Annotated in this window: 9 protein-coding genes and 1 tRNA gene; 3 read left to right on the forward strand and 7 right to left on the reverse strand. The window is 62.9% G+C overall.

The genetic code is table 11. From position 1 onward, the window contains the following. Positions 1–3: 3 nt before the first annotated feature. The 5 genes from exbB to ACQR1W_RS04310 form a co-directional block, all read right to left on the reverse strand. Entirely contained in the window at positions 4–1,023 is a 1,020-nt protein-coding gene (gene exbB, locus ACQR1W_RS04290; protein ID WP_434849628.1) for a tonB-system energizer ExbB, read from the reverse strand. Beyond that, positions 1,020–1,709, reverse strand: coding sequence for a Fe2+-dependent dioxygenase (locus ACQR1W_RS04295; protein ID WP_434849629.1), 690 nt, complete (start codon positions 1,707–1,709; stop codon positions 1,020–1,022). Before ACQR1W_RS04295 ends, exbB begins: the two co-directional genes overlap by 4 nt. Positions 1,710–1,729: 20 nt before the next feature. Then, the gene (locus ACQR1W_RS04300; RefSeq protein ID WP_434849630.1) at positions 1,730–4,297 is read right to left on the reverse strand and encodes a TonB-dependent receptor; all 2,568 of its coding nucleotides are present in this window, start codon (positions 4,295–4,297) and stop codon (positions 1,730–1,732) included. 248 nt (positions 4,298–4,545) lie between these two features. Then, positions 4,546–4,785: a hypothetical protein gene (locus tag ACQR1W_RS04305; protein WP_008969200.1), complete on the reverse strand. Its 240-nt coding sequence runs from the start codon at positions 4,783–4,785 to the stop codon at positions 4,546–4,548. Between the two features lie 136 nt (positions 4,786–4,921). Continuing rightward, the gene (locus ACQR1W_RS04310; protein WP_434849727.1) at positions 4,922–5,383 is read right to left on the reverse strand and encodes a MarR family winged helix-turn-helix transcriptional regulator; all 462 of its coding nucleotides are present in this window, start codon (positions 5,381–5,383) and stop codon (positions 4,922–4,924) included. 189 nt (positions 5,384–5,572) lie between these two features. On the opposite strand from ACQR1W_RS04310, the gene ACQR1W_RS04315 reads away from it, so the two are divergent. The 3 genes from ACQR1W_RS04315 to ACQR1W_RS04325 all read left to right on the forward strand — a co-directional run bounded on the left by ACQR1W_RS04315 (position 5,573) and on the right by ACQR1W_RS04325 (position 10,456). Beyond that, the gene (locus ACQR1W_RS04315; RefSeq protein WP_008969203.1) at positions 5,573–6,739 is read left to right on the forward strand and encodes an efflux RND transporter periplasmic adaptor subunit; all 1,167 of its coding nucleotides are present in this window, start codon (positions 5,573–5,575) and stop codon (positions 6,737–6,739) included. Further along, on the forward strand, positions 6,736–9,879 hold the full coding sequence (locus tag ACQR1W_RS04320) for a multidrug efflux RND transporter permease subunit (RefSeq protein ID WP_434849631.1): 3,144 nt from the start codon (positions 6,736–6,738) through the stop codon (positions 9,877–9,879). Before ACQR1W_RS04315 ends, ACQR1W_RS04320 begins: the two co-directional genes overlap by 4 nt. Positions 9,880–10,382: 503 nt before the next feature. Beyond that, positions 10,383–10,456: transfer RNA gene (locus tag ACQR1W_RS04325), tRNA-Gln, on the forward strand. Positions 10,457–10,759: 303 nt separating this feature from the next. Here ACQR1W_RS04325 and ACQR1W_RS04330 read toward each other — a convergent pair. Together ACQR1W_RS04330 and ACQR1W_RS04335 are read right to left on the reverse strand one after the other, a co-directional pair. Further along, positions 10,760–12,601, reverse strand: a complete 1,842-nt coding sequence (locus tag ACQR1W_RS04330) for a tetratricopeptide repeat protein (RefSeq protein ID WP_434849632.1) — start codon at positions 12,599–12,601, stop codon at positions 10,760–10,762. 1,007 nt (positions 12,602–13,608) lie between these two features. After that, positions 13,609–13,803: a hypothetical protein gene (locus tag ACQR1W_RS04335; RefSeq protein WP_008973675.1), complete on the reverse strand. Its 195-nt coding sequence runs from the start codon at positions 13,801–13,803 to the stop codon at positions 13,609–13,611. Positions 13,804–13,859: the final 56 nt, after the last annotated feature.

Raw genomic sequence — 13,859 nt, forward strand, 5'->3', positions numbered from 1 at the left:
GGCCTACTCCGCTGCCCGCGAATGAATTGCAACGTGGCTGCGATCGAGATCGCGCGACAACAGCCGGCCGACCGTGCCCGAGGCGCGACTGACCTGCTCGAGATAGGCTTTGGTCACGCGCGAGAAGTGATTGTAGATGATGACCGCGGGGATCGCGGCGGCGAGGCCGATTGCCGTGGCGAGCAGCGCTTCCGCGATGCCCGGCGCCACCACCGCGAGATTGGTGGTCTGCGATTTCGAAATGCCGATGAAGCTGTTCATGATGCCCCAGACGGTGCCGAACAGGCCGACGAACGGCGAGATCGCGCCGACGGTGGCGAGCAGGCCCATGCCGACACGGACCCGGCGCGCCTCGGCGCGGGTGATCTCGGTAAAGCTCGAGGCCGCACGTTCCTTGATGCCAGCATCACTCGGCAGATCGCTCGACAGGCGCAGCTCCGCGATTGCGGCCTGGAGCAGCGACGAGAGCACGCTTCTCGAGCTGCCAACCGCAATCTGTGCCTCAGCCAGCGATCTTGCACTTGCGATCTTGCGCAGCAGACCGCCGAGCTTGCGCTGGAGCACGACAAACTCGATGCTCTTGGCGATCAGGATCGTCCAGCTTGCGACCGAGGCGAGCGCAAGCGCGATCATCACTGCCTTGACCACGATGTCGGCCTTCAGGAACATGCTCCAAGGCGACAATTCATCGAGGCCCACGGCGATCGATTTGCCGGACTTGGCGCTGCTCTCCGCACTCGGCTGAGCGGCCACTGCTGGTGATGCGTCGGTTGCCGGCGCCGCCGCGGTCGTCCCGGCTGCATTGAGTTGCGAGGCGTTCTCAGTCGCAGCTGCGTTGACCGCTGTTTGAGCCGATATCCCCTGAGAAGACCCCTGAGCTGAGGGCGTCCGGATCATCGGGGCTTGGCCAGGGGCTGTCTGCAAGGGCGGCGCTGTCACCTGCTGCGCGAAGGCGAGCGGTGGAGCGGCGACAAGCGCAAATGCGAGAGCGAAAGCGGCGCGAAAGCGAAACGATGTCATCATACTTCGGCCCAGTGGCGGATCAGGTTGTGATAGATGCCGGTCAATCTGACGGTTTCAGGATCGTCACGCCCCAGCCGCCCAGCAAGACCCTGGATCACATTATCGAGATCAAAGATCATACTGCGGACGTGAGCATCCCGTATCATGCTCTGCATCCAGAAAAAAGAGGCGACCCGTGCGCCGCGGGTCACCGGGGTCACCATGTGAAGGCTCGATGACGGATACAATATCGCATCGCCGGCGGGCAATTTCGCCTCGTGCGATCCGTAGGTGTCCTCGATCACAAGTTCGCCACCGTCGTACTCGTCCGGCTCGGCCAGGAACAAGGTCATCGACAGATCGGTGCGGATGCGCAGGCCCGTCAACGGATCGCCGCGCACGGCATTGTCGACATGGATGCCGAAATGGTGACCGCCCGAGGCCGCGTAGCGGTTGAACAGCGGCGGAAAGATCTGCAGCGGAATGGCGGCCGACAGGAAGCGCGGATTCTTCGTCAGCGCCGAGATGATCCGCTGCCCCAGCGCTCGCGCCACCTCACCATCCGGCGGCAATTGCTCATTGCGCTTGACCATGGCCGACTGCGCCCCGGCCGTCGAGCGACCGTCCTCCCATTCCGCCGCATCCATGATGCGACGGAATTCGGCGACGTCCGATTTGCTGAGAACTTCCGGGATGCAGACCAGCATGATGTCACTTCATGATCGCGTCAGTATCGCGCCGAGAGCACCAGATAGGCCGCGCGGCCCGGTGCCTCCAGAACGAACGGTGCCGAGCTCTGATAGAGCGCGTCGTAGTAGCGCTTGTCGAAGATGTTGTTGACGAACAGTTTCGCGGTCCAATGCTTGTCGATCTTGGCTTCAGCAAAGGCATCGAAGCGCCAGTAGCTCGGGATCGAGGTGCCCTGGTTGGCCGCGAGCAGTGTGCCGCCGTAGATCTTGGAACGATAGACGGCCTGGCCGCCGATCTCCCAGGTGTCGTCGAGCTGATACTTGGTCAACATGCTGAACGACTGATGCGCGACGTTGGCGAGCGGCCGGCCGACATTGGTCGTGTAGAGGATCGTATTGGCCGGCGGCGCCAGCGATTTCGTCACCTCCGACTGCATCAGCACGAGACCGCCGAACACGCTCCATTTGTCGGTGATCTTGCCGCCGACACCAAGATCGATGCCGCGGATGCGGTAGGCGGCGCCGGCCGTGATGCAGGACACGGTGCCCGTGGTCCCCGCCGGATACGGACAGGTCGCGGTCGCCGTGGCCGCAGTGACGTTCTGCGCCTCTCGCGCGTTTTCCTTCTCCGTCTGGAACAGCGCGCCGGTCACGAGCAGATGCCGGTTGAACAGCTCCCACTTGGTGCCGAGCTCGATCGCCTTGTTCTTCTCCGGTCCGAAGATCTGGTTCGAATTGCCGTTCAGGACCGCCGACAATCCGCCGTAGGCGGTGCTGGTGCCATCGAACTCGGCACCGACGGGATTCGACGAGGTCGCGTAGGCCACATAGACGCTGCCGTTGGGGGCCGGCTTCAAGGTGAGGCCGAGATTGAAGTTCGGCAGCCCGAACTCAGCGGCCTGGGAGCCCCACACGTTGGACACGCCGTTGACCGTACCAAAGCCGCTGGTCTTGATGTTGTAGGCGTCGTAGCGAACGCCGCCATTGAGGATCACCAGATCATGGTAGTTGGCGCTGTCCATGACATAGCCGCTGGTCGTGTCGATCGCGATCTTGGTGGGGAAACCGGACAGTGACGGCGTGGTCGTAAACGGCAGCGTCATGTATTGCGGGGCGAACACGTTCACGGCCGAGATCGAGCCGCTGCCGCTGAACGGGACGCCCGTTACCTCCGAGCTCAGCCCGGTATATTTGTCGATGCTGGAGATCTCGCGCGAGATCTCCACGCCGCCCAGCGCCGTGTGCTGGAAGCCGACGCCGTCGTCGAACTTGTAGGTGAACTCGCTCTGGTTGGCGACGACGTCGGTCTGCTGGAAGCGGCTCTGCGGATTGGCGCTCAAGGTCCACAGCAGCGGGTTCGAATTGGTGACAACAGGCGATTCCGGCAAGGTGCCGATATAGTTCTGGGTCGAGCGCCCCAGGCGCACCTTGTCGCTGAAGGTGAGATCCGGCGTGATCTTGACCTCGGTGTTGATGGTCGCGAAATCCTGCCCGGTCCTGTAGAAATCGCGGTTGAGCAGGCCGTAGAAATTGTTGCGGTTGACCCCGAAATCAGGGAACGGCCCGCCCGCGGTGCTCGCCGTGCTCGGCCGATAATACGGCACGCCGAAATCAGGAATTCCCGTCAGCTCGGTATGGATGTAGTTGGCGGTCACCTTCACCGGATCGATCGGCGTCCAGGTCGCGGCGACGAACGCGCCGTTGCGGTTGTCGGTGATGGCATCGCGGCCCGCGACATTGGCGTCCTGAAACAGGCCGCCCGCGCGCACGGCAAGCGTCGGATTGATGACCTGGTTGACATCCAGCACCACGCGCTTGGTGTGGTCGGTGCCGAAGGTCGTATCCATGTTGTAGAAGCTCTTCTCGGTCGTGGCCTGCTTGGTCACGATATTGATCGCGCCGCCTGTGGTGCCGCGGCCCGCAAAGGACGAGCCGGGCCCGCGCAGGATCTCGACCTGCTCGGTGAAGAAGTTCTCGCGCACGCTGACGCCGGGATCGCGCACGCCATCGATGAAGATGTCGTTGCGCGCATCGAAGCCGCGGATGAAGAAGCGGTCGCCGAACGCATTGCCGCCCTCGCCGGTTCCGAGCGTGACGCCGGCCGTGCTCAACACCGCCTGTTTCAGGTTGGTCGCGTTCTTGTCCTCCAGCACCTCCTTGCCCAGCACCGTGATCGACTTCGGCGTGTTGAGGATCGGCTCCGGAAACTTGCCGGACTGCTGCAGGTGGTCAACTTTGTAGGGCGCGGCGGCGTCAGCATAGGGATTGCGGTCGGCGCTCAGCTGACCGGCGTTGGGAAACGGCACCGGCGCCGCCTGTCCCTGGCCCCCCTGCTGCTGTCGCTGCGCCGCGCGCCGCAGGGCATTGCGGGCGCGGACCTGGTCGGCGGTCGGCTTGGAGGCAGACGGTTTGGTGCGCGCGACCGGCGCATCGACATTGACGGGCGGAAGATCCGACACTGGCTGCGCCTCGGCCCCCGAAACCGACGCCACTGCGATCAGGCCGGCAACGGCCGACATCTTGGCGCCGGAGGCACCATCGAATCTTGCATCGGAATTGCCCGTTGCAATCGCACGCAGCGATCGCGGTGTGATGACCTGTCCCATTGGTATTGACGCGCCCCGCTTCCATTTCACCTCGCCACTCGCGGATCACTCGCATGTGACGATGTGAGTTTGGTATCGGGCGCGTTTCAGGGGGTCAATTTGAGGAGGTCCAAGTTCAGCTTGAATAGTTCCAGATCAAAACGATTCTAAATCGGGCTAATTAGAACGACTCTAAGCCACGCAACGCGCGAGCTCTGGCTGGCCTACATGGCAACGCGCGTACACGCGTCGTGCACACGGTGAAACCGCTAGTCGCTGCTCAGCGGCTTCATCAGCGAGAACAGTTCGTCGACGGTCTGCTGCGCCACCTGGCGCACGCGATCGGAGTTGTCCACGCCTGCAATCCGCACGCCTTTCACCACCGCTTTGATCTCGTCGCGGAAGTCGGTGAGGAAGCGCAACGGATCCTTCTGCTCGTTGGCGACACGCGCAATCAGTCCGGTCACCAGGATCTGGCAGGCGATCATCTTCCCGTTCAGCTCGTCCATTCCGCGCTCCACACAGCTTGGGCTGATATGGACCGGGCCGCTGCGTGCTGACAACCGCAGCCCTGCGGGTTTGAAGTCGTTCTAAACTGACCCCGTCGGCAACCTGTCGCGCTAAAGTAGTACCGATGCGGCGACCCTACTTCGCGGCGGCATGATCCGTCGAATCGGACAGCGTCTTGATGCGCTCCTTGAGCTCGCGCAATGTGGTCAGGCTGGTCGCGACCGCCTCGTCGGGAATCGCGTCCAGCACGTCGGCGGCGATCGCGTCCCTGAGATCGTCGAGATCATCGACGAGCCTGCGTCCGGCGTCCGTCAGGTACAGCCGGTTGGCGCGGCGGTCCTTGGGGTCGTGCCGGCGCTCGAGCAGGCCTTGCTCAACCAGCCGGTCCAACAGCCGCACCAGCGAGATCGGCTGCAGTTCCAGCACTTCCGCGAGATCGACCTGCGAAAGTCCCTCTTGCGCGCGCAGCCGAAACAGCACAATCCATTGCGCGCGTGTGGTGCCGCGCGCTTTGGCACGATGATCAATATAGTTGCGCAGGATGCGCGAGCTTTCGACAAGCTGGGCGACCAGCTGCCGCCTGAGGTCCAACGCCACGTTCAAGGCCATGTCCCAAGGGTCTCCTCGAAGCTTTCGAATTGTTTAGGTTTCTTCAAGCAGCGGTGTGTTTACACATTAAGTGCACGCATACTATATCTGGCGTGCTGGGAACGCTTTTAAAGACCGGTTATTCTCTTCGCTTCAGCGTCCGAGCCGACATCGAAAAGCGCCGATGAAAGAGCCGATATGAAGACGTCACGCACGATCGGTTGGATCCTGGTTCTGGCGGCCCTCGGCGGCGGCTATTACGGCTGGCAGCGCTATCAGGGCGCCGAAGCGGCCAAGCGCGCCGAGGCGCAAAAGGCGGCGCGGCCGCCTGCCGTGCGTGTCTCCACCGCCCCGGTCGAGAAGACGGATTTCCCGGTCTATCTGACCGGTCTGGGCAACGTTCAGGGTTTCAACACCGTCCAGGTCCGCACCCGGGTCGATGGCCAGATCGACAAGATCGCCTTCACCGAGGGCCAGCTTGTCAATCAGGGTGACCTCCTGGTCGAGATCGATCCGCGGCCGTTCCAGGCGAGCCTCGATCAGGCCAAGGCTAAGAAGGCCCAGGACGAGGCCAATCTTGCCAACGCCAATCTCGACCTCCAGCGCTTCACCAAGCTCGGCGAATTCGCCACGCGCCAGCAGACCGACACCCAGCGTTCAACCGTCGCGCAGCTGACCGCGCAGATCGCCTCCGACGACGCTGCGATCGCCAACGCACAGACCCAGCTCGATTACACCCAGGTCAAGGCCCCGATTACCGGCATCGCCGGCCTGCGCCAGGTCGACATCGGCAACATCGTCAATGCCGCGACCCAGACCGGCATCGTCACGATCGCCCAGATCGAGCCGATCGCGGTGATTTTCACCGCTCCCGAGGAGCAGCTGCCCTACATCAATGAGGGGCAGAAGGCGGGTGCACTGAAGGTGATCGCGATGACCACCGACGGTAAAAAGGCGCTGGCCGAAGGCAAGCTCGCGGTGGTCAACAACCAGGTCGACACCACCAGCGGGACGATTCGGCTGAAGGCGGTGTTCGACAACAAGGACCACACATTGTGGCCCGGCCAGTCGGTCTCGACACGGCTCCTGGTGAAGACGCTCAAGGACGCGACCGTGGTTCCCGATGATGCGATCCAGCACTCGACCAACGGGCTCTATGCCTACGCCGTGAGCCAGGACAACAAGGCCGATCTGCGCAAGGTCAAGGTCGGCGTCTCGATCGACGGCCGCACGGTGGTCGAGCAGGGCCTCGCGCCGGGCGAGCAGGTGATCACGGGCGGTCAATTCAAGGTTCAGCCAGGTTCACTGGTCACCACCGCGGTGGCGAGTTCGGATCCGGCGCAAGCGAAGGTCCGGCAGGAATGAACGGCGGCGGCATTTCGGCACCTTTCATCCGCTATCCCATCGGCACCTCGCTGCTGATGGCAGGTATTCTGTTCGTGGGCCTCGTGGCCTACCCGCTGCTGCCGGTGGCGCCGCTGCCCCAGGTCGACTTCCCGACCATCCAGATCACCGCGACCTTGCCGGGCGGCAGCCCGGAGACAATGGCAACCTCGGTGGCCCAGCCGCTGGAACGCCAGTTCGCCCAGATTCCCGGCATCGCCCAGATGACCTCGACCAGCTATCTGGGGACCGCCTCCGTCACCATCCAGTTCGATCTCACCCGCAACATCGACGGCGCCGCCAACGACGTGCAGGGCGCGATCAACGCGGCCAGCGGCCAGTTGCCGAAGACGCTGCCTTCGCCGCCGACCTACCGCAAGGTCAACCCGGCGGATTCGCCGATCCTGTTGCTGTCGGCGACATCGGATACGCTGCCGCTCACCACGGTCTCGGATGCCGTCGACGCCCAGCTCGCGCAGCAGATCAGCCAGATCACCGGCGTCGCCCAGGTCATCATCGGCGGCCAGCAGAAACCGTCGGTCCGCGTCCAAGTCGATCCGGCCAAGCTCGTCGCCAAGGGCCTGTCGCTGGAGGACGTGCGCAGCCAGATCGCGATCACCACCGTCGACAGCCCGAAGGGCAATATCGACGGCGAGCGGCGTGCCTACACCATCTACGCCAACGACCAGCTCACCGAGTCGAAGGACTGGAACGACGTCATCATCGCCTATCGCAACGGCGGTCCGTTGCGGATCCGCGATATCGGCCGGGCGGTGACCGGCCCTGAGGACGCCAAGCAGGCGGCCTGGGCCAATGGCAAGCGCGGCGTGTTCCTGGTGGTCTTCAAGCAACCGGGCGCCAACGTCATCGAGACGGTCGACAAGATCAAGGCGACGCTGCCGCGCCTGGTCGCGGCGATCCCGCCGGCGATCAAGATCGAGCTGATCTCCGACCGCACCACCACCATCCGCGCCGCGGTCGAGGACGTGCAGTTCACCCTGCTCCTGACCATCTTCCTGGTGGTCATGGTCATCTTCGTGTTCCTGCGCAGCTTCTGGGCGACGGTGATCCCGACCATCACCGTGCCCTTGGCGCTGCTCGGCGCCTGCGCGCTGATGTGGGTGTTCGGCTACACGCTCGACAATCTCTCGCTGATGGCGCTCACCATCGCCGTCGGCTTCGTGGTCGACGACGCCATCGTGATGCTCGAGAACATCTCGCGCTATGTCGAGGAAGGCGAATCGCCGATGGCCGCCGCCTTCAAGGGCGCGAGCGAGATCGGCTTCACCATCGTCTCGATCTCGATCTCGCTGGTCGCGGTGCTGATCCCGCTGCTGCTGATGGGCGGCATCATCGGCCGCCTGTTCCGCGAATTCGCGGTCACGCTGACGATGACGATCTTCGTCTCGATGGTGGTGTCGCTGACGCTGACCCCGATGATGGCCTCACGCTTCCTGCGCGGCGGCCATCAGAGCCATGGCCGGTTCTATCAATGGAGCGAACGCGGCTTCGAGGCCATGCTGAAGGCCTATGAGAAGGGTCTCGACCTCGCCTTGCGCTGGCGCTTCGTGACGTTGCTCGTGTTCTTCGCCACGCTCGGCCTGTCGGTCTACCTGTTCATCCTGATCCCGAAGGGCTTCTTCCCGCAGCAGGACGTCGGCCTGATCACGGCGACCTCGGAAGCCTCGCAGGACATCTCCTTCCAGGCGATGCAGTCGCGCCAGCAGGCGCTGGCCGACATCGTGATGCAGGATCCCGCCGTCGCCAGCGTCGCGATGGCGATCGGCGGCTCCGGGCGCGCCGGCAACAACGGCAACATGTTCATCACGCTGAAGCCGCGCGACCAGCGTGACGCCTCGGCGCAGCAGGTCATCGGCCGCCTGCGGCCGAAGCTGGAACAGGTCCAGGGCGCCCGCCTCTATATGCAGGCGGCACAGGACATCCGCCTCGGCGGCCGCCCAACCCGCACCCAGTTCGAGTTCACCCTGCAGGACGCCAATCTCGGCGAGCTCAACGAATGGGCGCCGAAGATCCTCGACAAGATGAAGACGCTGCCGGAGCTGCGCGACGTCGCCACCGACCAGCAGACCGACGGCACCACCGTCCAGCTCAGCATCAACCGCGACACTGCCTCGCGCTACGGCATCACCCCGCAGCTGATCGACGACACGCTGTATGACGCCTTCGGCCAGCGGCAGGTGGCGCAGTATTTCACCCAGCTCAACTCCTACCATGTGATCCTGGAGATCCTCCCGGAGCTGCAGGCCCAGGTCGATACGCTGGACAAGATCTATTTGAAATCGCCGACCACCGGCGATCAGGTGCCGCTCTCGACCTTTGCCAAATGGACCACCGTGCCGGTGCGCCCGCTGTCGATCAGCCACCAGGGCCAGTTCCCGGCGATCACGATCAGCTTCAACCTCGCGCAGGGCGTGGCGCTCGGCCAGGCCACCCAGGCCGTGCAGCAGGCGATGGTCCAGCTCGGCGCGCCCGCGACCTTGAACTCGAGCTTCCAGGGCACGGCGCAGGCGTTCCAGCAGTCGCTCTCGACCGTGCCGCTATTGATCCTCGCGGCCTTGGTCGTGGTCTATCTGATCCTCGGCATCCTGTACGAAAGCTACATCCACCCGATCACGATTCTGTCGACCCTGCCCTCGGCCGGCGTCGGCGCGCTCCTGATCCTGATGGCGTTCGGCTATGATTTCAGCCTGATCGCGCTGATCGGCGTGATCCTCTTGATCGGCATCGTGAAGAAGAACGGCATCATGATGGTCGACTTCGCCATTGCCGCCGAGCGCGACCAGCACCTGACGCCCGAGCAGTCGATCCGCCAGGCCGCCCTGCTCCGCTTCCGCCCGATCATGATGACGACAATGGCAGCGTTGCTCGGCGGCGTGCCGTTGATGCTCGGCACCGGCACCGGCTCGGAGATCCGCCAGCCGCTCGGCTATTCGATGGTCGGCGGCCTGCTGGTCAGCCAGATGCTGACACTGTTCACGACGCCCGTGGTTTATCTCTACCTCGACAAGCTCAACAACGCCTTCTCCAGCTGGGGCCGCTCCAAGCTCGACGCCGAGGGCGAAGCCGACACGCACGGCCCGGTCAAGGAAGCCGCGGAGTAGCGCGGCGGCTGCGATGGCGAACGGGACGGCCGCGTCGCATGCGCAGGCCGACCCGGCTGGCCGCGTCCACGTCTGAGCCGCTCCAGCGGATACAGGCCGTCGGCACGCAGATCATTCCGTCATGCAGGTTGCACACACCACTGCGACCGTACCGCGTCCGGACCGCCAATCCGCCGGTCATCAGGGCATCACACACATCGGAAGGGTCTCTCAGGAAAGAGATATACGGCCTCTCGCCACTCGGGCGGTGCGCCCCCTCCCCCGCTTGCGGGGGAGGGTCGGGGTGGGGGCACTTCACAGACAGGATTATCGAGAGGCCGAAACGCGACCAAAGTCCCCGCCCCGGCGAATTTCCCCCCAATTCCATCCCCTTACGCGCTTGCCAAGTCCCGTCACATGCGGGTAGAAGAGCGCCGTGCCCGCGGCGGCTCTGACTCCCACCGCGCTTCGCGCACCACTGCCGGACAGTTCAACAAGCGCTTGAGATTGCTCGGCAATTCCGTTGGGGAATGGTGTAACGGTAGCACAACAGACTCTGACTCTGTTTGTCTTGGTTCGAATCCAGGTTCCCCAGCCAGTTTAGCGACAAGCTCCCCGTAATAGGCCTACGCTGGCCAACCAACCTGCCCAAAGGCCCTAACCCTTGCGGCGCCCGGCGGAGCGCAACCAATATCGTGAAGCTCGCCCGCAATCGGCGAGGGACACGAGGTTGGTTGGCCAAAGCGGCAAAAATGTTCGGGACCTGTCGAGCGACACATAAAGATAATCACCGCCAACAGGCGGCCCAGCGGTGGCGTCGAACGACCTGCAATATTGGATTCTTGAAAGCGCGATTGATTTCCTGGCCTGAGGATAACCGCCGACCACGCGGTCCTATCGCTCAGGATCGTCGGGGAGATGACGTTCTTTGGGCGATCAGTTCGTGAAGCGCATCTCTCACCTGGTCGACCACTTCGACCCAGTCGCGTCTTTCCCGCTGACGGAACAGACGCATGGTCGGGTACCAGGCGCTATCATCACGGTCGAGCAACCAGCGATAGTCCGGCGTGTACGACAGAAGCGTCCAGGTGGGACGGCCAAGCGCGCCGGCGAGATGAGCGACACTGGTATCGACCGTGATCACAAGATCCAGGCATGTGATCAGCGCGGCCGTATCCGCGAAATCGGTGAGTTGGCTCGTCAGGTCCAAGATCTCGCTCATCTCCTGCAGAACGGCCTTGTCTTCCGGCTTCGGCTCTTTCTGCAGACTGATGAACGCCGCGTCTCCGCCGAACAGACGGGAGAACGTTCGCAATGGGATCGAGCGATTGTGGTCGTCCAAATGATTTGGGTTGCCCGACCAGACCACACCGACGCGCAATTTTTCATGTGTACCAAGACGCTCTTCCCAGGCTTGGATCCGGTCCGGATCAGATGCCGGCAAATAAGACGCGGGTGCAGGAATTGTCGCTAACGTCGTTCGAAACGCGAATGGAAGGCTCATGATCGGGCAATGGAAGTCGACTGCCGCAACGTTGGCTGCCTCCGAGACCGAAATACACTGCGAAATCCCGGGCATGTTCGACAACAAGGGAATTAAGGGCTTTTGAACCGCGAGAATGATGCGGGCACCTAGCGCTACAACCATGGGCACATAGCGGACAAACTGGATCATATCGCCGAGTCCTTCGTCGGCTGCGATGACGATGGTCTTTTCCCTGATGCTATCTTGACCCTGCCACATCGGCGGCCGGAACCGAGGATAAGAGTTCGGCAAGTCCCAACGAACCTCTCGGCCAGACCAGCCCGCCTCGAAATTCCCCAACAAGAGGTTCAAATGAGCCGTCCCCAGATCAGCCAACGCGTCTCTCGGGTCAGTGTCCTTTAACCGTCTGTAGATCTCGAAAGCTTCATCAAACCTACGAAGCTTCGTCAAAACAGCGGCCTTGTCGTGCAGCGCATCTCTGGAGCCAGGTTGCAGAGCCAGTGCCCGCTCAAACCATTCCAGCGCTACTTCGTCTCTGCGCATTGTGCGCAAGACAATGCCCGTTTTGACGCAGATATCGGCGTTGCCTGGTTCGATCTCGTTGGCTCGCCGGCAGATCGAAAGAGCTTCCTCGAAGCGCTTCAGGCCATTCAGAAGTGCACCACGCATCAAGAGCGTCGGCACCTGGTTGGGCCGCAAAGTGTCGCTCAAATCGAGATAGGCGAGCGCCTCGTCGATCCGCCCCAATCGTTGAAGCGTGATGCCGCACTGATTTGCCGCATCCCAATGTCGGGCGTTGAGCTCCAATACACGCTTGAAGCTCGAGACCGCGTCAGCGAACTGCTGCAGGCCGACAAGGGCATTGCCCCGGAGCATCCATAGATCGGCGCTTTCGGGACCGAGCTCCATCGCCTTGTCGAAAACCTTGATCACCTCATCTGAGCGTCCTTGGAGCTGCAGGACCGTGCCAAGACTCAGGAAGTATTGAGGCTGGAGATCTTGCTGTATCGCGCGGGATATCCACTGCAGTGCAGTCTCATACTGCTGCGCCTGCAGCGCGAGGATACCCAGTAAATTAAGAGTTGGCGCGTGCGCTTCATCAACCGCAAGCGCCAGATGGCAGGACCGCTCGGCGTCCGCATGGCGGCCACTCGCCACCTCGCGCAAAGCTGACTGATAGAAGTTCTCAGCACCATCGGGCTTAACAGGTTTGGGCTTCACTTTGGTGTGCGAGGCCCGGCGCTCACGACGGTTCATTGTTACGATTTGTCCCAGCTACTAACTTGAAGTAACCGATTCTCACGCAGGTTGAAAGTCGACATTCTATCTCTGGGTGTGGCAATCCGCGTTCAGCTCAGACCAGACGTTTAATTGCTAGACCTTCAACTTACGCGAGAGATGCGTGAAATATGCCGCCGCCAACTCGATGTCTTCCGACGCAACGCGTTCGATTTCCGTCGCGTGACGCAATACGGGACTAGAGAAGGCGCGCCTGCTACAACTGTTCTAGTTATTTCAACGCCGCTTGCCCGTCGTGCCAATCTGTCGCACGCGTGCGGCCTTGCCATGTCGGGCAAATCACCGCGATTCTCTGCCGCGTCTCGTGCTCACAAGAGGGGCGGTTCGCGGTCGTCACGGACGTTGGGCGCGGGATGCGATGGATGCAGCAGGTTGCAGCACGCTTTTCAGCGGCGGACGAACAATCCTGGTGCGGACGTGAAGTCGCGTGGTCCGGCATCCCGGTGCTGATGCCAAGTTGGTGACGATGCTCGCGCATCGCATCGATGACGGGGGCAAGAGAGCCGGTCCCCGAGGAGAGCGCGTATAAGCGTTAAAACCGTCGCGCAGGGAAGGTCGGGATGCCTCGGCCAAACCTGTGGTTCCTGCCCCGTGCATTCTTGTTCGCACGGGGGCCATGGGTGCGGCCAGCACCCGGCCTTCCCTGCGCCCTCGATCTTCCAAGAGGGCGGCGCTATCAGCAAAGCTCGGACACCAGGTGTCGCGAGGCTGCGGTCGTGCACCCCATCAGCTGTTTGACATGTGAATCAGGACGCGCCCGCACCGCTCACTTCGGCCGGCTGACTTTACCGCCTACCCCGGCTTCGGCGCGCCGTCATCCCTTGGATCGTCCTTGGGCCGCTGGTCGTCGGTCCGCGCTGGTCCGGTGGCGTGATCGTCGGTGCTGCCGTGGGGTGCAAATTGTCGAGGATTACGACGGAAAAGAACTCAGGCCGCCCGCACCTGAGGCGGTGTCCGCCGGACGCCTACGGCTTCTTGCCGAAACGGTCCGAATATTCGGCCAGCACGAGAACGCCGCCGAGGCCAGCCGCCGACAGCAGCGCGTCGATCCGCACCGCCTGCCCCGACAGGCCGAGATCATCATGGGCGACGCCGGAGAGCCACCAGGCGGCGACACCGGCGGCCAGGACGAACAGAGCTAGGGGAAGGGTCTTGCGCATGGCCGCCACTATGCAGAGTTGCCGCATTTCCGCAACCCTTGACAGCGGCGCGGCAG

The sequence above is a fragment of the Bradyrhizobium sp. HKCCYLS1011 genome, assembly GCF_051167795.1.
GTDB lineage: Bacteria > Pseudomonadota > Alphaproteobacteria > Rhizobiales > Xanthobacteraceae > Bradyrhizobium.